This is a genomic window from Propionispora hippei DSM 15287, from assembly GCF_900141835.1.
GTDB classification, from domain to species: domain Bacteria; phylum Bacillota; class Negativicutes; order Propionisporales; family Propionisporaceae; genus Propionispora; species Propionispora hippei.
In genome coordinates, this window is sequence record NZ_FQZD01000006.1 from 158,860 (window position 1) to 179,288 (window position 20,429).

The 20,429-nt window shown below is 47.1% G+C and carries 24 protein-coding genes; all 24 read left to right on the top strand.

From position 1 onward, the window contains the following. Positions 1-7: 7 nt before the first annotated feature. The 24 genes from fliR to F3H20_RS04235 all read left to right on the top strand — a co-directional run bounded on the left by fliR (position 8) and on the right by F3H20_RS04235 (position 20,397). A complete protein-coding gene (gene fliR, locus F3H20_RS04120; RefSeq protein ID WP_149733687.1) occupies positions 8-787 on the top strand; it encodes a flagellar biosynthetic protein FliR in 780 nt (259 codons plus the stop codon). Further along, positions 741-1,886, top strand: coding sequence for a flagellar biosynthesis protein FlhB (flhB, locus tag F3H20_RS04125; RefSeq protein ID WP_149733688.1), 1,146 nt, complete (start codon positions 741-743; stop codon positions 1,884-1,886). The genes fliR and flhB overlap by 47 nt, the downstream gene beginning before the upstream one ends. A 46-nt stretch (positions 1,887-1,932) precedes the next feature. Further along, positions 1,933-3,996, top strand: coding sequence for a flagellar biosynthesis protein FlhA (flhA, locus tag F3H20_RS04130; protein WP_149733689.1), 2,064 nt, complete (start codon positions 1,933-1,935; stop codon positions 3,994-3,996). A 6-nt stretch (positions 3,997-4,002) separates the two neighbouring features. Next, on the top strand, positions 4,003-5,106 hold the full coding sequence (gene flhF, locus F3H20_RS04135; protein ID WP_223191610.1) for a flagellar biosynthesis protein FlhF: 1,104 nt from the start codon (positions 4,003-4,005) through the stop codon (positions 5,104-5,106). 3 nt (positions 5,107-5,109) lie between these two features. Next, positions 5,110-5,994: a MinD/ParA family protein gene (locus tag F3H20_RS04140; protein WP_149733691.1), complete on the top strand. Its 885-nt coding sequence runs from the start codon at positions 5,110-5,112 to the stop codon at positions 5,992-5,994. Continuing rightward, positions 5,991-6,686, top strand: coding sequence for a flagellar brake protein (locus F3H20_RS04145; RefSeq protein WP_149733692.1), 696 nt, complete (start codon positions 5,991-5,993; stop codon positions 6,684-6,686). Before F3H20_RS04140 ends, F3H20_RS04145 begins: the two co-directional genes overlap by 4 nt. 27 nt (positions 6,687-6,713) lie before the next feature. Further along, complete coding sequence (locus tag F3H20_RS04150) at positions 6,714-7,784, top strand: protein-glutamate methylesterase/protein-glutamine glutaminase (RefSeq protein ID WP_149733693.1); 1,071 nt, start codon at positions 6,714-6,716, stop codon at positions 7,782-7,784. Between the two features lie 31 nt (positions 7,785-7,815). Continuing rightward, entirely contained in the window at positions 7,816-9,855 is a 2,040-nt protein-coding gene (locus tag F3H20_RS04155) for a chemotaxis protein CheA (protein WP_188128195.1), read from the top strand. Between the two features lie 21 nt (positions 9,856-9,876). After that, positions 9,877-10,353: a chemotaxis protein CheW gene (locus tag F3H20_RS04160; protein WP_223191598.1), complete on the top strand. Its 477-nt coding sequence runs from the start codon at positions 9,877-9,879 to the stop codon at positions 10,351-10,353. 45 nt (positions 10,354-10,398) lie between these two features. Next, complete coding sequence (locus tag F3H20_RS04165) at positions 10,399-11,019, top strand: chemotaxis protein CheC (RefSeq protein ID WP_091744900.1); 621 nt, start codon at positions 10,399-10,401, stop codon at positions 11,017-11,019. Then, entirely contained in the window at positions 11,019-11,504 is a 486-nt protein-coding gene (locus F3H20_RS04170; protein WP_149733695.1) for a chemotaxis protein CheD, read from the top strand. Before F3H20_RS04165 ends, F3H20_RS04170 begins: the two co-directional genes overlap by 1 nt. A 16-nt stretch (positions 11,505-11,520) precedes the next feature. After that, positions 11,521-11,850 (top strand): hypothetical protein, encoded by a 330-nt coding sequence (locus F3H20_RS04175; protein WP_149733696.1) that lies wholly within the window; start codon positions 11,521-11,523, stop codon positions 11,848-11,850. 24 nt (positions 11,851-11,874) lie between these two features. After that, a complete protein-coding gene (locus F3H20_RS04180; RefSeq protein WP_149733697.1) occupies positions 11,875-12,633 on the top strand; it encodes a FliA/WhiG family RNA polymerase sigma factor in 759 nt (252 codons plus the stop codon). 26 nt (positions 12,634-12,659) lie between these two features. Then, entirely contained in the window at positions 12,660-14,258 is a 1,599-nt protein-coding gene (locus F3H20_RS04185) for a DUF342 domain-containing protein (RefSeq protein WP_149733698.1), read from the top strand. Positions 14,259-14,395: 137 nt separating this feature from the next. After that, positions 14,396-14,719: a hypothetical protein gene (locus tag F3H20_RS04190; RefSeq protein WP_149733699.1), complete on the top strand. Its 324-nt coding sequence runs from the start codon at positions 14,396-14,398 to the stop codon at positions 14,717-14,719. Between the two features lie 55 nt (positions 14,720-14,774). Continuing rightward, on the top strand, positions 14,775-15,317 hold the full coding sequence (locus F3H20_RS04195) for a DUF6115 domain-containing protein (protein ID WP_149733700.1): 543 nt from the start codon (positions 14,775-14,777) through the stop codon (positions 15,315-15,317). 188 nt (positions 15,318-15,505) lie between these two features. Next, complete coding sequence (gene rpsB, locus F3H20_RS04200) at positions 15,506-16,216, top strand: 30S ribosomal protein S2 (RefSeq protein ID WP_091744886.1); 711 nt, start codon at positions 15,506-15,508, stop codon at positions 16,214-16,216. Between the two features lie 64 nt (positions 16,217-16,280). Continuing rightward, entirely contained in the window at positions 16,281-16,928 is a 648-nt protein-coding gene (gene tsf, locus F3H20_RS04205) for a translation elongation factor Ts (RefSeq protein WP_188128192.1), read from the top strand. Positions 16,929-17,035: 107 nt separating this feature from the next. Next, positions 17,036-17,761, top strand: a complete 726-nt coding sequence (pyrH, locus tag F3H20_RS04210; RefSeq protein ID WP_149733701.1) for a UMP kinase — start codon at positions 17,036-17,038, stop codon at positions 17,759-17,761. Next, positions 17,761-18,318, top strand: coding sequence for a ribosome recycling factor (gene frr / locus F3H20_RS04215; RefSeq protein ID WP_149733702.1), 558 nt, complete (start codon positions 17,761-17,763; stop codon positions 18,316-18,318). The genes pyrH and frr overlap by 1 nt, the downstream gene beginning before the upstream one ends. A gap of 3 nt (positions 18,319-18,321) precedes the next feature. After that, positions 18,322-18,522, top strand: coding sequence for a hypothetical protein (locus F3H20_RS04220; protein WP_149733703.1), 201 nt, complete (start codon positions 18,322-18,324; stop codon positions 18,520-18,522). Between the two features lies 1 nt (position 18,523). After that, positions 18,524-18,691 (top strand): DUF362 domain-containing protein, encoded by a 168-nt coding sequence (locus F3H20_RS04225; protein WP_091744878.1) that lies wholly within the window; start codon positions 18,524-18,526, stop codon positions 18,689-18,691. 62 nt (positions 18,692-18,753) lie between these two features. Then, entirely contained in the window at positions 18,754-19,533 is a 780-nt protein-coding gene (locus F3H20_RS04230) for an isoprenyl transferase (protein ID WP_149733704.1), read from the top strand. A 36-nt stretch (positions 19,534-19,569) separates the two neighbouring features. Further along, on the top strand, positions 19,570-20,397 hold the full coding sequence (locus tag F3H20_RS04235) for a phosphatidate cytidylyltransferase (protein WP_149733705.1): 828 nt from the start codon (positions 19,570-19,572) through the stop codon (positions 20,395-20,397). Positions 20,398-20,429 lie beyond the last annotated feature (32 nt).

Sequence of the window (20,429 nt, forward strand, 5' to 3'; positions counted from 1 at the left end):
AAGGCAGTTGGATATATTCTCAATGATGGAAAATCAGGTCGGGGTATTTTTGCTGATCTTTACCCGGATGAGCGGAATTTGTGTGGCGGCCCCTATCTTTGGCAGCCGGAATCTTCCAGCTTATGCGAAGGCCGGTTTGTCTCTGGCGTTGACCTATGTTATTTTTCCGCTGGTCTTTCAGGCTGACATGTATATCCCGTCGCAACTACCGCCTTATGTATTTCTTGTTTTTAAAGAATTTATAGTTGGTTTGTTGATTGGCTTTGTCTGCTCCATGGTGTTTCACGCCGTGCAGATGACAGGCAATCTGCTGGACATGCAGATTGGATTTGGTATTGTAAATACAATTGATCCCATGTCAGGACAACAAATTCCCCTCGTTGGGAATTTTAAATATATTTTAGCGCTGCTTACATTTTTGTCCGTGAACGGGCATCATGTGTTGTTATCGGCTCTTTTTTCCAGCTTCCGTATGGTTCCGCTAACCCAGGTACAGCTACAGCCGCAGTTAGCCGGAATCTTTATTGATTTGGTCAGCAGTATGTTTATCCTGGCCTTTAAAATCAGTTTGCCCGTTCTAGTTGCCATAATTTTGACCGATGTGGCGCTGGGGATTCTGGCGCGAACAATGCCGCAGATGAATATTTTTGTCGTCGGTATACCGGGTAAGATTATTATCGGCATTTTTTCCTTATCGTTAGCCTTGCCTTTTTATATTCTTTTTTTGGAAGTGGCATTTAATGGAATGTACAGCGACATGTATCACCTGCTATCCAAGCTTAAATGACGGACAGTCGAATTATAAGCTGAGACAGCTTAATCTTCAACTTTTCAATGAAGAGAAGACCGAAGATCCGACCGCCAAAAGGCAGCAGGAATCGCGGGAAAAGGGGCAAGTTGCCAAGAGTATGGAAGTTAATTCCGTCTTTGTGGTGATGGCCGCCTTCCTGGCTCTTAAGGGGTTTGGCTCTTATATGTACAGCGAACTGACTCATTTTATGGTGTTGCTTTTTTCCTATGGAAATGCTGATTTTACGATAAACAGTATTCATCATTTATTTATCGAAGCCAGTATTGTTTTTATTAAGGTCTGTTTCCCCATTATGTTTGTTGTGCTGATTACGGCATTAGCTGTGAATTTTCTCCAGGTCGGGTTTCTCTTTTCGCTGGAGCCGCTGATCCCTTCTTTCGAAAAATTGAGCTTTAACCCGGCAAAGGCTCTGCAAAAGATGTTTTCCAAACGTTCTCTGGCTGAATTGGTAAAGTCATGCATCAAAATTGCCATTGTCGGCTATTTTATTTATCGTTTTGCCGTCAAAGAGACCATGCAGGTACCTAAACTGGCCAGTGTTGATTTATTTGATTCCCTGCAATTTATTGCTTCCCTGGTACTGAATTTAGTTTATCAAATTTCTGCTGTTATGATTATTCTGGCGGCTTTGGACTACTTCTATCAAGGCTGGGAGCATAAGAACAGTCTAAAAATGACCAAGCAGGAAGTTAAGGAAGAATTCAAACAGGTGGAAGGAAATCCGGCGATCAAAAGTAAAATCAGAGAGCGACAGCGGGCCATGGCTATGCGCCGGATGATGCAGGAGGTGCCAAAGGCTGATGTAGTGGTTACCAACCCGACCCATTTCGCGGTTGCCCTGAAATATGATAAATCAATGCCTGCTCCTACGGTGGTGGCCAAAGGGCAGGATTTAATTGCCCAGCGGATTAAGGAAATCGCTCAGGAGCACCGCGTGGTAATTGTTGAGAACAAACCGCTGGCGCGGACCCTGTTCGCCAGTGCTGAAATCGGGCAGATCATTCCCCAGGACCTGTATCAGGCTGTTGCCGAAGTGCTGGCCTATGTATTCCGCCTGAAAAAACGTCTTTCTTAGATTTGTAATCTACTTTGTGACCAAGCCGCAGAAGGAGTGATGAACTTTGGTTGCACAAACATCTCCGTTTGCCAAAATATTAAAATATAGCGATATCCTTGTAGCTGTGGCATTAATCACAATTGTTATTATGATGATTATTCCGCTGCCGACCCTGATTTTGGACTTATTATTATCTTTGAATATTACCTTGGGTCTGGTGATTGTCATGGTGGCGGTGTATACGGTCAATCCTCTGGAATTTTCTGTATTTCCTTCTTTGCTGTTAATTACCACCCTGTTCCGGTTGGCCTTGAACGTGTCTTCCACGAGATTGATTCTGCTTGACGGTTATGCCGGTGATGTGATTTTGGCGTTCGGTAACTTTGTTGTCGGCGGTAATGCCGTTATCGGGTTTATTATTTTCGTAGTGCTCATCATCATTCAGTTTATTGTTATTACCCGCGGCGCGGAGCGGGTTGCCGAAGTTGCTGCCCGGTTTACGCTGGATGCCATGCCCGGTAAACAGATGAGTATTGACGCCGATTTGAACGCGGGCTTGATCAGTGATGCCGATGCCAGACAGCGCCGTAAGAACATTCAGCAAGAAGCCGATTTTTACGGCGCCATGGATGGGGCCAGTAAATTTGTTAAAGGCGACGCTATTGCTGCTATCATTATTATTATTATCAATATTGTCGGCGGTTTTGTCATAGGCATGTGGCAGAGAAATATGGAAATCCTCCAGGCGTTACAAAGCTATACGCTGCTGACTGTGGGGGAAGGCCTGGTCAACCAGATACCGGCCCTCTTAATATCGACGGCTACCGGTATTGTCGTGACGCGGGCTGCTTCCGAGTCGAACCTGGGACATGATCTTGCCAGCCAGATTTTTGCCAATTCACGCGTGTTCTTTATTGTCTCCGGCGTATTGTTACTGCTGGGCTTTGTACCGGGCTTGCCGGGAATACCGTTTTTGTCGCTTGGTATTATTCTATTCTTTATCGGTTATACACTGCATAAAAACGTTAGATCGGTTGCGCAGCAAGAAATTGATAATCAGGAAGAAAAAGAAAAAGAAGAGGTCCGCAAACCGGAAAATATTGTTTCGCTCCTGCAGGTTGATCCAATGGAGCTGGAGATTGGCTATAGCTTAATTCCCATGGTAGATGTAGGGCAGGGCGGTGATTTGTTGGACCGGGTTGTCATGATCCGGCGCCAGTGCGCTCTGGAAATGGGATTGGTAGTTCCTACCATCCGTATTCGCGATAATATCCAACTCAAGCCCAATGTGTATGTAATTAAGCTGAAAGGTATTGAAATTGCTAAAGGCGAGCTTTTGTTAGATCATTATATGGCGATGAATCCTGGAACCGTTTTTGAGGAAATGACCGGCATTGAGACTGTGGAACCTGCTTTTGGCCTGCCGGCGCTTTGGATTCAAGAAGCCAACCGGGAACAGGCGGAATTGGCCGGTTATACCGTGGTCGATCCGGTTTCCGTTTTGGCCACCCATTTAACTGAAGTGATTAAAACCTTTGCGGCGGAAATATTAGGTCGTCAGGAGACACAGACGCTGCTTGACGGGGTGAAACAGCATAACGCCGCATTGGTCGATGAGCTTACACCGAACTTACTGTCAGTCGGCGATATACAAAAAGTTCTGGCCAATCTGTTGCGGGAACGGATTTCCATCCGGGATATGGTAACTATCTTGTCTACCTTGTGCGATTACGCAACCTTAAGCAAGGATACCGAATTGTTATCGGAATATGTGCGCCATGCACTGGCCCGGCAAATTTCCCGGCAATATGCTCCCAATGACACACTGGCCTGTTTGACGATTGATCCCCAGTTGGAAAATAAAATTTCGTCTTCCGTACAGCGTACCGAGCGTGGCTCTTTTGTGGCGCTGGATCCTAATACCATGCAAGTGTTGATTAGAAATTTGAATACTGAACTGCAGAAATTAACGAATATGGGCTATCAGCCGCTTATTTTGGCTAGCCCGGCAGTCAGATTGTATTTCCGCAAATTGACGGAGCGGGTTGCGCCGACACTGACAGTACTTTCTTATGCGGAATTAGAACCTAAAGTGGAAGTTCAGGCGTTAGGGATGGTGAAAGTATAATTGAAAGTGAAAATTTTTACTGCTGCCACCATGCAGGAAGGTATGGCACAAATAAAAAGTGAATTGGGCCGTGACGCCGTCATTCTTCACACCCGCCGCTTGAAAAAGGGTGGTGTGCTGGGCTTTTTCGGCAAGGAAGTGATTGAAATTACCGCCGGGGTGGAAGCAACGCCACAAGTAGCGACACAGGCAACGGTTCCGGTGCCGGAAGTCAAAATGCCTCCGGCCAGACCTGTCCTCATTGACGGTGATTCTAAAATGACGGCGGTACAATTGGAGCTCGGTACGATGCGTAAGCTCTTGGAACAGGTTTTGCATAAGATTCCGCTTCAGGAAGAGAAAAAATCGCCCGTTTTTGCCATGCTGGAGCAAAACGACATTGATGAACAGATTGCAGCCGAACTAGTCAGGGAAGCTGCCAAGACGAAATTCCCGGCGGGTATACATTTTACAGAGGATCAGGCTGTCCTGGAAGTTCTGCGTACTTATCTGCAACGGAGCGAAGGTATTACCGTTCTGCCGAATGCAACAAAGACGGTGGCTTTTATCGGGCCGACCGGTGTGGGAAAGACAACCACCATCGCCAAACTGGCCGCTAATTTTGCCATTAAGGAAGGGTTTAAGGTAGCTCTGATTACAGCCGATACTTACCGGATTTCAGCGGTTGAACAATTAAAGACCTACGCCGATATTATCGGCGTTCCCATTGAGATTGTCTATACGCCCGACGAACTGAAGCTGGCTATTCAGCGGCATCAGGACAAGCAGTTGATTCTTATTGATACAGCGGGGCGCAGCCCCAAAAACCACTACCAGTTGGGTGAACTGCAGGCTTTGCTGGAGATTAATCCTTATATCGAGGTGCATCTGGTATTAAGTATGACTACGAAATACAAAGAAGCGCTGGATATTGTTCATAGTTTTTCCGGCTGTTCGCCTCAGAAATTCTTATTTACCAAACTTGATGAGGCCAGTAACATTGGAACCATGCTCAATTTGTTATATCAGTTTCCGGTCACCCTTTCCTATGTGGCTACCGGCCAAAATGTTCCCGATGATATTGAACTGGCCGATCCCGGTAAGTTAATGAATTTAATACTGAAGGAGTAAGCTATGCGGGATCAAGCAGAAAAATTAAGAAAGATTGTTCAGCAATCCCGTTTTGCCAATCACGCGCCCTTACCGGCCAGGGACCGGGCCAAGACCCGTGTCATAGCTGTAACAAGCGGTAAAGGCGGTGTGGGGAAAACGAATTTTACCGTAAACCTATCCTTGGCATTAGCCGGACTGGGCCAGAAGGTTGTCTTACTGGACGCCGACCTGGGGATGGCTAATGTTGATGTGGTGCTGGGTTGTCCGGCCACTTATAATTTGCTGAACCTGGTAGAAGACCGTATTCACATTGAAGATGTCACGGTAAATGGACCGCGGGGCATACGCTTCCTTTCCGGCGGGTCGGGAGTATATGAGCTGGCTAACATGAATTCCGTTCAAATACACCATATCCTCAGTCAACTTAGTGTCCTGGAAGACTGGGCAGACATTATTTTAGTTGACACAGGCGCAGGTATCGGCCGTAATGTGCTTGACTTTGTCATTGCAGCCGATGAAGTGATTATTATTACGACGCCTGAACCGACGGCGATGACCGATGCTTATGCGATGATGAAAGTGTACGCCGGTCAGAAAGGGACTTCGCCGCTGAGGCTGGTGGTGAACAGGGTATTGGATTCCCAGGAGGGAAGGGATGTGGCGGAGCGGCTAAATACCGTGGCCACCCGCTTTTTAGGACTGCAGCTTCATAGTCTGGGGATGGTTTATGAAGATACCAATATGCGCCAGGCGGTAAAATTCCAGACTCCGATGCTACTTGCCTACCCGGATAGCGTAGCTTCACAATGTATTGAGAGCATTGCGCGAAAATTGCTGTATACCGGCAGCTCCAGTGTGTTGACGGGAATCAGAGGCTTTTTTAATCGAATATTTGACATTATTTGATAAATTTTAGTAATTTTTTACGGCAAGGAGGAATCCTTATTTTAGAAGAAGAAGTATTTAAGATAAATCAACGCCTGACTTTGATTTTACCGGAGAAGGTTAGTGTAGCCGAATGTTACAGCCGCATAGAGGATATGACTCCTGAGGCCATGACGATCGCCATGCCGATGAGCAAAGGTTATCCTATCATTATTCCCAACGGAAGTACCGTCTGGGGCAGAGTGGTGGAAAACGGCCAGGTGTATCAATTTCAAAGCACCGTTACAGGCAAGAGGATATCACCGCTGCCTGTTTGGATCTTAACCTTGCCTACTAATATTACTAAAGTACAGCAGCGTTCCTTTGTCCGGTTGGATATTATCTTACCTGTTAAGATTCAAATGATGTCTGAACAACAGGGTGAGGATGCGCCCTTATATGATCTGCTGACTAAGAATATCAGTGGCGGCGGTGTTTGCCTGATCAGTCAGGATAAACTTAAGCTTGGCACCAAACTAAATGTGCAGCTCCAACTGCCTGAGCAGGAAGTCTGGACAATTGCCAGTGAAGTGGTTAGATTGGATATGCCCCAGAATGATCGGCAATTATATTGGATCGGTATTAGATTTCTGGATATTGCAGAACCCATAAGAAACAGGTTGATTCGCTTTATTTTCAGAAAACAATTGGAACAGCGGCAGAAAGAAGTGTAGTTTTAACGGGATGGGGTGGATTTGGGCATGATTAAAGTATTAATTGTTGAGGACTCTGCGTTTATGCGAAAGTTGCTATCCGACGTATTTTCCGCTGAGTCGGACTTTATAGTAGATACGGCACGCAATGGCAAAGATGCTCTTGATAAAATAAAAAGATTTAAACCCGATTTGATCACTATGGATGTGGAAATGCCGGTTATGGACGGCCTGACAGCCTTAGAAATCATTATGAGGGAAAACCCCACACCGGTAGTTATGGTTAGCAGTCTGACAAGAGACGGCGCCGAAGCCACCATGAAAGCTCTGGACTTGGGAGCGGTTGATTTTGTGGCTAAAACCGCCGGCCCCATATCCAGTGTGGCGGGCATCGGTACTGAAATTATAAATAAATGCCGGGCGGCAGCTCAGGTAAATGTACAGACTTTACGTAGAAAGCCTTTCAGTGCTGTACCGTTGCCGGCAAAGCCGGTGATTTCTTCCGCTCCTTTACCTGTTAAAACATCGGAATATCCGGCTGTTTCCGAGGAGCGTATTGTGGCCATCGGTACTTCGACCGGCGGGCCGCGGGCCTTGCAAGAAATTATTACAAAGCTTCCCGGCAATCTGCCTTGCGGTGTGGTTGTTGTCCAGCATATGCCTCCCGGCTTTACCAAATCGCTGTCGGAACGGTTGAACTCGTTATCTTCGGTAACTGTAAAAGAGGCGGAGCATAATGATGTCATCAGACCGGGATTAGTGCTTATTGCTCCCGGTGATTATCATATGACGGTGGAGGCAGAAGGCGGCAGGAAGGTAGTTAAACTTGCTCAGAATCCGCCAATCGGCGGTCACCGTCCGGCTGTCGATCCGATGCTGGAATCGGTAGCCAAGATATACGGGGCCAAAGCGGTCGGTGTCATCCTAACCGGAATGGGCCATGACGGGGCCAAAGGGATGCAAACTATTAGGCAGCAAAAGGGGTATACGATAGCTGAAGATCAGTCAACTTCTGTAGTATTTGGAATGCCCAAGGCAGCCATAGAATTGGGGGTTATTGATAAAGTTCTGCCACTTCCGGCCATTGCGTCGGAAATTATTAGATCTCTCGCTAAATAATGCTACTACAACTTCAACGGAGGTGTAAATGATGGATCTCAGTCAATATATGGGAATGTTTTTGGAAGAATCGCGTGAACATCTGCAAACCCTGAACCGCTGCCTGCTGGATCTGGAGAATGATCCGAGTGACTTGTCAGTGCTGGATGAAATTTTTCGAAGTGCCCATACCATTAAAGGTATGTCCGCTACCATGGGATTCACAACGGTTGCTGAACTTACTCATGAAATGGAAAATGTACTGGATTTATTGCGGAAGGGTCAATTAAAAGCCGATCACTCAATTATTGATACGGTTTTTAAATGTGTTGATACGCTGGAGCAACTGGTGGAAAGCATTGCGAGCGGGGATGAGAATGGATTGGATATCAAGCCGCTGATTGCTAAGCTTAAAGCGATTGCCAGCGGAGAAAGCACGGCGGAAGCTGTGCACTCGGTTGAGCCGGCCGCCGGCAATAATGTGGTGCTTGATGAAACGGAACTGGAAGTGGCTAAAAAGGCCAAGGCCAAGGGGTTGCAGACGGTCGGTGTTGATATTTCACTGCGTGAGGGTTGCCTGCTAAAATCAGCCAGAGCGTACATGGCCATGAGTGCTTTGGAAGAGCTGGGCGATGTCATTAAAAGTACGCCTCCGGTAGAAGATCTGGAAAAAGAAAATTTTGGCCTTAGTTTTCAGGTAATCCTGGTGACTGATGCCGAAGCTGACAAAATTCAGCAGATGGTGCTTGGTATCTCGGAAATTGAAACGGTGGAAGTAAGGGCCTGTGATTTGACGGATACGCAGCCGGAACCTGAAGCGCAAGTAGCCGCCCCTGCCGTAGAAGCCGCACAACCCAACCCCACAGTCAAAGCGACGGTGGAGGAAAAGAAAGAAAAAGCGGTTGCGGCACCGGCGCCCCATGCCGACAAAAAACTAAAGGGTGGCCAATCGGTCCGGGTGGATATCGACAAGTTGGATAACCTGCTTAATCTGGTAGGAGAATTGGTTATCAATAAGACCCGTTTGGAACAGATCGGGCTGACCCATCGTCTAACCGACTTAGTGGAAACAATCGAGCAAATGGACCGGGTGACTACCGATTTGCAGGCTGTGGTCATGAAAGTGCGAATGGTACCTGTCGGTCAGGTCTTTAACCGTTTTCCGCGAATGGTTCGCGACCTCTCCCGTGATCTGAACAAGGAAGTTAATTTAATTATTCAAGGGGAAGAGACCGAACTGGACCGTACGGTTATTGATGAAATCGGCGACCCGTTGGTCCATTTACTGCGTAACGCGATTGACCATGGGATTGAGCAGCCCGAAGCCCGTCAGGCAAAAGGCAAAGACCCTATTGGTGAAATTCGTCTGATTGCCCGTCATGAGGGAAACAATGTCATCATTATGGTTGAGGATGACGGTAACGGCATTAATCCGGACGCACTCAAGCAGAAGGTAGTGTCTAAAGGGCTCTTGAGCCAGGCGGAAGTTGACAAAATGGATAATAACGAAGCCGTACGACTAGTCTTTTTACCCGGATTTTCCACTGCTGAAGTGGTTACCGATGTATCCGGCCGGGGTGTTGGCATGGATGCGGTAAAGAATAAAATCGAGTCGTTAGGCGGCATGGTTGATGTAGAAACCAAAGTAAACGAAGGCAGCCGGTTTAAAATCCGTTTGCCGCTGACGCTGGCGATTATTCAGGCGCTGCTGGTGAAAGTAAGCGAAGAAATTTATGCAATTCCTCTGGGCTCGATCGACAGTACGATCAATATCACACCCAGTGACATTAAAACCATCCAAAACAAGGAAGTCATATTACTGCGGGGGCAGATTATTCCAATCGTCCGCTTAAATGACAGACTGAATATACCTGCATCGGCCGGTGAGGAACCGGAAGAGCTGTTTGTGGTTATCGTACATATGGGGGATCAGCGTGCCGGTATTATTGTGGACAATTTAATCGGTCAGCAGGAGATTGTTATCAAATCGCTAGGTAAGTTACTGGCCGGCATCAAAATCATTGCCGGAGCCACGATTTTGGGTAATGGCCAGGTTGCCCTTATCCTTGACGTCGGTTCGTTGATGCAATAGTAAAGAAAGGAGGCGGCAGATATGACAACAGAAATAATGACTGCTGATGCGGCAACTTATTCGAGCAACGAAGTTCAGTTGGTTGCTTTTAAGCTGGGGCGGGAAGAGTATGGCATTGACATTTTGCAGGTACAGGAAATAAAACGGATGACCGATATCACCAGAGTTCCCCATACCCCGGAGTATATTAAAGGTGTCATTAATTTGCGTGGCAGTGTTCTTCCCGTCATTGATTTAAAGACCAGGCTTGACTTGCTGGAACAGGATTATACCGATGATACCCGGATCATCATTGTTAAGGTGGATGAAATTGCCGTGGGCATGATTGTGGATGCCGTTTCGGAAGTCATGGCAATTGATCATGAGCAGATCGAGGTTTCTCAGGAAGCGGTCGGCGGGGTTTCGACCAACTATATCAGCGGCGTAGGCAAGCTGGAAAACCGCTTGATGATTTTACTGAATCTGGAAGCTATTATTGGTATCAATCAAGATATGTAATGGAGTCTCTTCAGCGGCTCTAGTTATTTAAGTGGGGTGGCAGTATTGTCCGAGGATATTTTGAAGTTGTCAGCCATGCAGCTTGACGCGCTGCGGGAGGTTGGCAATGTAGGCGCAGGAAATTCCGCGACGGCGCTATCGCAGATTATAAATCGGAAGATTGACATGACGGTCCCTCAGGTTGCTATCATGCCACTGGGGGATGTGCCGGATGTGGTTGGCGGACCGGACGCCATGGTAGCTGGTGTATATTTACGGGTCTTTGGTCCGGCGCCGAGCAGCATTTTATTCCTGTTGCCCAGAGAAAGCGCTTTTTATCTGGTGGATATGCTCATGGGGCGTGAGAGTGGCTATACCAAGTCATTAAGTACGATGGATGAGTCGGCGCTCATGGAAATTGGCAATATTTTGGCAGGTGCCTATTTGAATTCCCTATCGCATTTTACCAAATTGACCTTACTCCCTTCCATCCCCGCTCTGGCTATGGATATGGCCGGCGCTATATTAAGTGTCATTTTAATTCAGTTGGGACAGATGGGGGATCATGCGTTAGTCATTGAAACGGAATTTACGACAGAGACGGAAGGCGTTAAAGGGCACTTCTTCCTTATTCCTGATCCTGGATCGCTAGATACCATTATGGCAGCAATAGGGGTGAAGGGATAATGTCAGAGTTAATTAAAGTTGGCATGGCTGACTATAAGACCGGCAAGAATCCCAGCAGCTTGATTAGCTATGGTCTTGGTTCTTGCGTCGGGATTGCCATGTATGATGCTGTCAGCAAAATTGGCGGGTTAGCCCATATTATGCTGCCGGATAGCACGCAAGCCCGTTCCGCTGAGAATCCGGCAAAGTTTGCCGATACGGCGCTGCCGCTTATGCTGGACGAAATGTTACGGATGGGGGCAAGCAAATCTCGGATTACCGCAAAGATTGCCGGCGGAGCGCAAATGTTTACCTTTGCCAATGCGACCGACATTATGCGGGTAGGTGAAAGAAATTCGGAAGCCGTTAAAAATATTTTGAAAAAGATCGATGTTCGTATGATTGCCGAGGACACTGGCGGCAACTATGGACGTACGGTAGAATTGAAACTGGAATCCGGTATCTACCGGATTAAGACGATTGATAAGGGTGAAAAGGAATTGTAGTCAAGGGGGGATGAAGGTGTTCAAGCTAAAGTTTGCGGCTTGCTTGGCACTCCTTGTAGGGACCCTAACTGTTGTCATTGGTTTTGTGCATGATGCCAGACCGTTAACCTTATTATACCGTACTGCTATATCACTGGTTATATTTGGTATAGCCGGCTATGTAATTGGCAGTATGGGAGAAAAGTTTCTGTCCCGTTTGGCGGTCACGCCCTCTGATTCCGGCATTCACGATGCTGATATGTCCGGTGAGCCTCATACGGATCAGGAAGAGACCTCGTCATCCGCCCCATTTACTCCGTTTACTCCTGACAACTTGGCCCGGATTATAAAAAAGCAGATAGAATGAAGTAGTTGGGGGTTGTAGCTCGTTATGAGAGAAAAAAGCCAAAGCGGTGATTTGGAAATCAATACATGGTGGCTGGAATACCAAAAAAACAGGCAGCCCGATATACGCGAAAAAATTATCGAAACCTATTTACCGCTGGTTAAAGTGGTTGGCGGACGGATGGCCATATCCCTGCCTTCTCATGTGGACAGGGATGATTTGATTAGTAACGGTTTTTTTGGTCTCCTTGATGCGATTGAACGGTTTGATCTGGCCAGAGGCATCAAATTTGAAACCTATGCGGTAACCCGGATACGGGGGGCCATATTGGATGCCATCCGGGCGCAGGACTGGGTACCTGCTACGGTAAGGCAGAAGGCACGGCACTATGAACAAACGGTAGCCAAATTGGAGGCCAGCCTGGGACGGTCGGCTTCCGACACGGAAGTGGCCGAGGCACTGGGTGTGAAAATCGAAGATATGCACACACTGCTAAGCCAACTCAATGCCACAACAGTGATTCCGCTGGAGGAATTCGCCAAGGCCGAGACTATGCCGGCCCAATTGTTAAATCCTACTCAGCATATTGAAGCGGAAGAAGTGAAGGAAACCTTAGCCAAGAGTATTGACAAACTACCGGAAAAGGAAAAATTGGTAGTTAGCCTTTATTATTATGAAGAATTAACTCTTAAGGAAATTAGTCACATTATGAATTTAACTGAGGCCCGAATTTCTCAGCTTCATACAAAAGCGATTTTTCGTTTGCGGGGTGCACTTTCCCGCCTGAAGGCCTCTTTGCTGTGAGACATGAATAATAGGGGGCTGTCCTTATGTCTGAGAATATAAATGTTCTAGAAAATTCGACCGATGGCTACTTTCAGGTATTATTACAGGAAGATGGTTGCTATTTGACGGTATTTCCGCCGCGCGATGGTGGTATGCCGGTTGATGAAGCATTGATTTTTGAAGATTTAAATAAACGTGAAATAAACCATTGTGACAAGGTATTGGTTCAACAAGTGATCCGGGAGGCAGCCGGGAAGAGCATCCTGATTGCTCCGGCTGAGGCTGAACCGGTTATTCGTGTGCTGGTTTCGCGGGATAAGATGGAGGCTGCCCTGCAAATTGAGGTGCAGGGATCTGCGCGACCGGCGCTGCAGGATAAAGTTATGGAGCAAATCGCTAAAAGCGGAGTGACTTTCGGCATTGACGCCGATGCTATCCATACAGCCATTAATCAGCCTGGACAGGAAATTATTTTTGCCCGGGGGCAGCAACCAATACATGGGAATAATGCGTATATAAAGTATTTTGTGTCGACGGAAAACCAGGGCCGTCCGCTGGAAATGGCAGACGGCCGGGTTGATTTTAAAAATCTTAATCTGTTTACCGTGGTGCAGCCAGGTGACTTGCTTGCTCAGAAATATCCGGCCACTCAGGGTGAACAGGGATTTAACGTGCTGGGACAGGTGCTTCCGGCCAAACCGGGCAAGGATTTGCTGCTGCCAATGGGGAAAAACGTGGAAGTGGGGGAGCCTAATCAATTGGTGGCTTCTATCGCCGGTCAGGTACAGATTGTCAATAAAAAGGTCAGTGTCATTCCTCTTATTGAAATAAAGGGGGATGTGGACTTTTCGACAGGCAATATTGAATTTGTCGGCAGCGTCAATATTCGTGGCTCGGTGCAGCCGGGTTTTTTCGTAAAGGCCGAAGGCAATGTAGATGTGGCCGGAACCGTCAGCGGTGGGATTGTGGAAGGGAAAAACGTTATCATTAAGAGAGGCATTCAGGGAATGAGCCGCGGCTATATTCATGCCCGGGAAAATCTGATTACTCAGTTTATTGAAAATGCGACAGTCAGTGCCGGTAATGAGGTACAGGTCAGTGAGGCTATTCTGCATTCCCGGGTAAGTGCCGGCAAAAAGGTGGTTGTGGAGGGGCGGCGCGGTTTGATTACCGGCGGAACCATTTCGGCCGGGGAGGAAATCCGGGCGCAGAATGTGGGCAATCTTATGGCGGTGCCCACGGAATTAGAGGTTGGCGTTAACCCGACCTTGCGGGAGGAGTACCAGAAATTGCGTACGGAAATCCGCAAGGTAGAGGTCAGTCTGGATCAGACCCAAAAAGCGTTGACCATTCTTAAGGCAATGAACCAGAATACGATGGCACAGGATAAACGGGAAATGATGCTGAAGCTGACCAAGGCTCAATTTCATCTGGTAGGACAGCTTGGTAATATGCGCAAACGCTGGGAGGAAATCGAAGCGGCGCTGGAAGAAATGAAGGCGGGACGGATTAAGGTAGCCAATACTCTTTATCCCGGTGTAAAAGTTATTATCGGGACCTTGATTAAGCCGATCAGGGAAACCGTTCAATTTGCCTGTTTATTTGCCGAAGACGGAGAGATAAGAGTTGGAACTTTCAAATAACTAGCATCTTATCAGCCTTAATCCAGTGAATATGGTTTTCTGTTTTTCGCATCTTCTTCCTTAATGTTGCGAAAAATAACCTCGTCATGATCCTGTTGATTAAGGCTGACAAAGCACTAGCTTGTGAGGTGGGGAACGTGAATATACGACCTATAGACTTGCAAGTACTGATTCCGCGCACGACAGAAGTTGCCAAAAATCAAAACAACATCAATCAGCAAAATGTCGTTGCATCGGAACAATCGGCGGCGGAATGGCAAAAGCTATCTACTGTCCGGCAACAACAAATTCAACATACACCGAAAAGTGAAGGCGGCAGAGTCGGTGAGCGGGGAGGACAAAAACAGCCAGGCGGCGGGCACTCTTCCCGCGGCGGCGCAGGCGGGGGCGGCCAGCCGGAAGACGACGAGCTGCTTGCGAATGATCCTGTGCGGGGGCATACGATTGATATAAAAACCTGATAAAAGTGTGCAAGACATGGCAGGGTTGAAGTTTACAGTGATTAGAGGTGGTTTTATGTCCGGAAGTACGATGGTTACGGTAGCAGTACTTCTTTTTTTTGTATTTTTTATTTTTTATAAAAGAGATTTGGTTATGCGGCTGTTTTCCGTGGAAGCCCAGACCCCGGCCAATGAGCTGCAGGAGCGGTTGGAACGGACGGCCGATAACGTAATCTGGCGGCTGGAGGAGAAAATCGCCTATTTGGAGGCCTTATTAAAGGAGGCTGATCAAAAGATTGAACTGCTGGAAAGCAAAGTGGCGAGGGATGGTCAGGCCGAAAATGATGAAGCTACAGTTCCTGAGGTATCCTTTATGCCGCCGGCAAGAGCTGCCTCGCTGTATCAGCAAAGCAGCCTTCAGCCGGCGAAGGATAGACAGGAGGAACTGCTCCGGTCAGAAGCCCCGGCGGTGGAACCTAAGGGGAGACCTGTTCCGCAAGATAAGCATAAAGTTATTGTCGCCATGGCCGAACAGGGCTTTAACGTTACCGAGATAGCCAAAGCAGTGGGGATGGGCAAGGGTGAAATCATGCTGGTGTTGCAATTGAATAAGAAGTGAGATTTTTTTGCATAATATACATGAAAAATCTAGAACAATACTTGTTCTGTCTAAAGAGTTATGGTATACTAATTTTTGGTGTAAATCACACACGCATTTCAATTTTGTACTGTGCTGTTGGTAGCTATATCAACGGTGAAAACAAAAGATGCGGAATGCGGCGGAAAATTAACAGGAGGTGGCATGTTATGTCAGTAATTTCAATGAAACAGCTTTTAGAAGCAGGTGTACACTTTGGACACCAAACCAGAAGATGGAACCCTAAGATGGCTCCATACATTTTCACGGAGCGTAACGGCATCTATATTATCGATTTGCAGAAAACCGTTAAAAAGGTAGAGGATGCGTATAATTTCGTACGTGAAATCGCTGAACAGGGTCAAACCATTCTGATGGTGGGCACCAAAAAACAAGCACAGGAGGCTGTCAAGGAAGAAGCCAGCAAGTGCGATATGTATTATGTTAATGAAAGATGGCTGGGAGGCATGTTGACTAACTTCCAAACCATTCAAAAACGGATTAACCGTTTAAAAGAATTGGAAGATATGGAAGCCAACAACGTGTTTGATGTATTACCGAAGAAAGAAGTCATTGCTCTTCGTCATGAAATGGAAAGACTGCAAAAATTCCTTGGCGGCATCAAAAACATGAAGAAACTTCCGGGTGCTTTATTTATCATTGATCCCCGCAAGGAGCGTATTGCCGTTGCGGAAGCGAAAAAATTGGGGATTCCTATCGTAGCGATCGTGGACACCAACTGCGACCCTGACGAGGTGGACTATGTGATTCCTGGCAATGATGACGCGATCAGAGCCGTTAAATTGTTAACCGGCAAAATCGCTGATGCCATATTGGAAGGTCGTCAAGGCGAGCAGACAGCTGAAGCTGCAGCTGAGTAATAAAAAAGGTAAGGGGCAGTACGATTATGCCCCTTACCTTTACTAGTAGACAGGAGGATTTTACGTGATAACAGCAGGGATGGTAAAAGAATTGCGCGAGCGCACAGGCGCGGGCATGATGGATTGCAAAAAGGCGCTCAACGAAACCCAGGGAGATATGGATAAAGCCATTGACTTCCTGCGGGAAAAGGGACTGGCTGCTGCTGCCAAAAAGGCGGGCCGTGTGGCGGCTGAAGGTCTGGTGGAATCCTACATACATGGTGGCGGACGGATTGGCGTACTGGTAGAAGTTAACTGCGAAACCGACTTCGTGGCAAAGACCGAAGGTTTTAAAGCGCTGGCCAAGGATATCGGCATGCAGATTGCCGCAGCGAATCCCAGCTATGTAAGACGGGAAGAAGTGCCGGCCGAAATCATTGAACACGAAAAAGAAGTACTGCGGGCCCAGGCATTAAATGAAGGAAAGCCGGCTAATATTGTTGAAAAAATGATCGTCGGACGTGTTGAGAAGTTTTATAAGGAAGTATGTTTGATGGAACAACCGTTCATCAAAGATCCGGATAAAACAATTGCTCAATTGGTAACCGAGAGCATTTCTAAGATTGGTGAAAATATTTCTGTCAGAAGATTTACCAGATACCAACTGGGTGAAGGTATCGAGAAAAAAGCGAATGATTTTGCCAATGAAGTTATGGCGGCTGTAAAAAAATAAGAGAACACGGTTTGTGTTCTCTTTTTTTGAAAGTACTTTTTCAATAAAAAGGTATTACTGTGAATTTCGTAGAATGTATTTAATTCATGAGAGTTGGGTGAACATAAGTGAGTGCCGCAAAATATAAGCGTGTAGTGTTAAAACTGAGTGGTGAAGCGTTAGCCGGGACTAAGGGCTACGGGATTGATCCTGTCATTGTGGACACCATTGCCCGTGAAATTAAAGGCATCAAGGCTTCCGGGCTGGATTTGGCTATTGTGGTGGGCGGCGGCAATATCTGGCGGGGCTTGGCCGGCAGTGCAAAGGGCATGGACCGGGCAACCGCTGATTATATGGGCATGCTGGCCACCGTGATGAACTCACTGGCTCTTCAGGATGCGCTGGAAAATTACGATGTGGATACCCGGGTGCAAAGTGCGATTGAAATGCGCCAGGTGGCTGAACCATATATTAGACGGAGAGCCATTCGTCATTTGGAAAAAGGCCGGGTTATTATTTTTGCTGCCGGGACCGGTAACCCCTACTTTTCAACCGACACAACGGCTGCGCTCCGGGCTGCCGAAATTGAGGCTGATGTCATCCTGATGGCTAAGAAAAACACAGACGGTGTATATGATTCTGATCCCCGTCACAATCCGGATGCTAAGAAATTTAAGGAACTGGAATATATCGAAGTATTGCAAAGAGGTCTTGGCGTTATGGATGCCACGGCTACCAGTCTGTGTATGGACAACAAGATTCCCATTATTGTGTTTAGTATTGATGAACCCGGAAATATTCTAAAAGTAGCCCTGGGTGAGGATATTGGTACTGTTGTGGGAGGACGAAAATAATGTTAAAAGAAATTTATACTACCCATGAAGAAAAGATGAAAAAAGCCCTGGAAGCCTTGCGTAAGGATTTGGCTTCTCTGCGAGCCGGCCGAGCTACGCCGGCACTGCTAGACAAAGTGCTGGTTGATTACTACGGTACGCCGACACCGGTCAATCAGGTAGCCAATGTTTCTGTGCCTGAGCCGCGGTTGATTACGTTGCAGCCCTGGGAAAAATCAATGCTTGCTCCGATTGAAAAAGCTATATTGAAATCTGATTTAGGCCTTACGCCGAACAGCGACGGGTCCGTTATCCGGTTGAGTATTCCGCAACTTACTCAGCAGCGCCGTACCGAACTGGTGAAAATGGTCCACAAAAAAGCGGAGGATGCGCGGGTAGCTGTGCGCAATATCCGGCGTGACGCCAATGACGGTATTAAGAAGATCGAAAAAGAAAAATCTGCATCGGAAGATGAAACCAAAAAGGCGCAGGAAGATATGCAGAAATTAACGGATAAATACATAAAAGAAATTGATCAGGTTATGGGATCAAAAGAAAAAGAAATTATGGAAGTGTAAGCCATGCAGTATGTAGGATGGTCTTTAGCAGCAGCAACCCAGGCTTTGCGGGAAAAGCAGTTTGCCTTTGACGTAGTGACGACTAGTCCGGTAAAAAAGTCCGGAGCCGATCAGGGGCCGCTTTATGTGGTGCGTCAGCGGGAAAGGGAAGATGGGAGTTATTCTTTAGTCGTTGCTGCGAAAATGGAAAAGGAGGTGCAGTGATATGGCTTATAAAATTCAAGATGAATGTATTGCTTGCGGTTCTTGCGCTGGTACATGCCCGGTGGGTGCTATCGCAGAAGGCAACCCGATATATGTTATTTCCGATGAATGCGTAGAGTGCGGCGCCTGTGCGGCGGTTTGTCCGGTTGGTGCTATCGTAGCCCCCTAATTGGAGCCCCCTCTTGTGAGGGGGTTTATGTTTCATATGCATTTATTTTGGAGGTCACTTTTGTGTGGAAAAAGTGGTTTGGAAAACATCAGGTACAGGCAACTGGACAGAATTTATATGACAAGCTGAATAAGGATAATCTGCCCGAACATGTTGCAGTGATTATGGACGGAAACGGGCGATGGGCCAAAAAAAAAGGGATGCCCCGTACTTACGGGCACAGCGCGGGTGTGGAAGCACTGCGCAAAATTGTTACAGTGGCTTCCGATATAGGGTTAAAGGTACTTACTGCCTATGCGTTTTCCACGGAAAACTGGAAAAGGCCTGTTGAAGAAGTTGATTTTCTAATGAAATTATTTTCCGACTTTCTTGATAGCGAAATTAATGAGTTGCATAATAAAAAGGTGCAAATTCGGTTTATCGGTAAGCTGGACGAATTAGCGCCAGCCTTGCAACATAAAATGGAAAAAGCGCAGGACCGTACCAGACACAATCCGGGACTTGTTTTAAACCTGGCCGTCAATTATGGCGGACGGGCCGAATTGGTGCGGGCTGTTCAAATAATTGCCGAAAAAGTGCAGGCCGGCAACTGTACGCCGGCAGACATTGACGAAAATTTGATAAAAAAATGTTTATATACAGCCGATCTGCCTGACCCTGATTTGCTTATCAGACCTGGCGGTGACTGCCGCATCAGCAATTTCTTGTTATGGCAATTGGCCTATACGGAAATTTGGCTGACCGGCATGAATTGGCCGGATTTTGGACCGGAGCAATTTATTCAAGCACTTCAGGACTATCAACAGCGGGAGCGGCGGTTTGGCGGCCTGAGAAAGACATAGGGTGTGAGGATATAGACAGGAAAAAGTAGGTGGATTATGTTCAGCAAACGAGTTTTAACAGCAATTATCGGCATACCGGCCGCCATCTATATCATTCAATATGGACAGTGGCTGTTTTTCGCGACCATTGCCCTGTTAGCAGTGGCAAGCTGGCATGAATTTTGTACCATGCTGCGCGTTAAGAAAACAAAACTTGCCTATTATCCGGGAATTTTCGGCATACTACTTTTATTAGGGTGCGCTTGGCTGGGCAATCCGGATGAAACGATGGGAGTGTTGTTTATAACCATTTTGTTGCTACTGAGTAAAATGGTTATTGACCATAAGAATTTTTCCGTACAGGAAGCGGTATACAGCATATTCGGCATTGGTTACATCGGCCTGGCGTTTTCCTACTTAATTTTATTGCGCTCGCTGCAGTTGACTCAACTGTGTCCAACGCTGTGGGGAGCGTTGCCAGCGGGCATAGTTTATCTATGGCTGCCTTTTATCGGAACCTGGGCCAATGATACGGCCGCCTTTTTAGTGGGATCGCGTTGGGGAAAACAAAAATTGTGTCCGGCCATCAGCCCCGGAAAAACAGTAGAGGGAGCGCTTGGCGGGCTGGTTGGCAGCGTGGCCGCCTTGGCAGGGATCGGCAGTCTGCTGTTTGGTATTCCCGTGCTGCATGCCGTTCTGATTGGTTGTCTGGTGGGGGTGGCGGCGCCTGTCGGTGACCTGACTGAATCGGCGTTCAAACGTTTTTGCGGTGTAAAGGATTCAGGAAGTCTGCTGCCGGGACATGGCGGTGTGCTGGACCGGTTTGATAGTATAATGTTTACGGCTCCTCTCGTATATTATTATATACAGCTTTTTCTGATCTGAAGGTTAACAAGGGGTACCCCAATAACAATTGA

Excerpts from the sequence above, each read along its gene's own strand:
- F3H20_RS04140 (WP_149733691.1), top strand. The coding sequence starts at position 5,110 with ATGCGGGATCAAGCAGAAAAATTAAGAAAGATTGTTCAGCAATCCCGT.
- F3H20_RS04220 (WP_149733703.1), top strand. The coding sequence starts at position 18,322 with ATGCAGTATGTAGGATGGTCTTTAGCAGCAGCAACCCAGGCTTTGCGG.
- F3H20_RS04180 (WP_149733697.1), top strand. The coding sequence starts at position 11,875 with ATGAGAGAAAAAAGCCAAAGCGGTGATTTGGAAATCAATACATGGTGG.
- F3H20_RS04160 (WP_223191598.1), top strand. The coding sequence starts at position 9,877 with ATGACAACAGAAATAATGACTGCTGATGCGGCAACTTATTCGAGCAAC.
- F3H20_RS04235 (WP_149733705.1), top strand. The coding sequence starts at position 19,570 with ATGTTCAGCAAACGAGTTTTAACAGCAATTATCGGCATACCGGCCGCC.
- frr (WP_149733702.1), top strand. The coding sequence starts at position 17,761 with ATGTTAAAAGAAATTTATACTACCCATGAAGAAAAGATGAAAAAAGCC.
- F3H20_RS04150 (WP_149733693.1), top strand. The coding sequence starts at position 6,714 with ATGATTAAAGTATTAATTGTTGAGGACTCTGCGTTTATGCGAAAGTTG.
- flhB (WP_149733688.1), top strand. The coding sequence starts at position 741 with ATGGAATGTACAGCGACATGTATCACCTGCTATCCAAGCTTAAATGAC.
- F3H20_RS04185 (WP_149733698.1), top strand. The coding sequence starts at position 12,660 with ATGTCTGAGAATATAAATGTTCTAGAAAATTCGACCGATGGCTACTTT.
- F3H20_RS04155 (WP_188128195.1), top strand. The coding sequence starts at position 7,816 with ATGGATCTCAGTCAATATATGGGAATGTTTTTGGAAGAATCGCGTGAA.
- F3H20_RS04170 (WP_149733695.1), top strand. The coding sequence starts at position 11,019 with ATGTCAGAGTTAATTAAAGTTGGCATGGCTGACTATAAGACCGGCAAG.
- F3H20_RS04195 (WP_149733700.1), top strand. The coding sequence starts at position 14,775 with ATGTCCGGAAGTACGATGGTTACGGTAGCAGTACTTCTTTTTTTTGTA.
- rpsB (WP_091744886.1), top strand. The coding sequence starts at position 15,506 with ATGTCAGTAATTTCAATGAAACAGCTTTTAGAAGCAGGTGTACACTTT.
- F3H20_RS04225 (WP_091744878.1), top strand. The coding sequence starts at position 18,524 with ATGGCTTATAAAATTCAAGATGAATGTATTGCTTGCGGTTCTTGCGCT.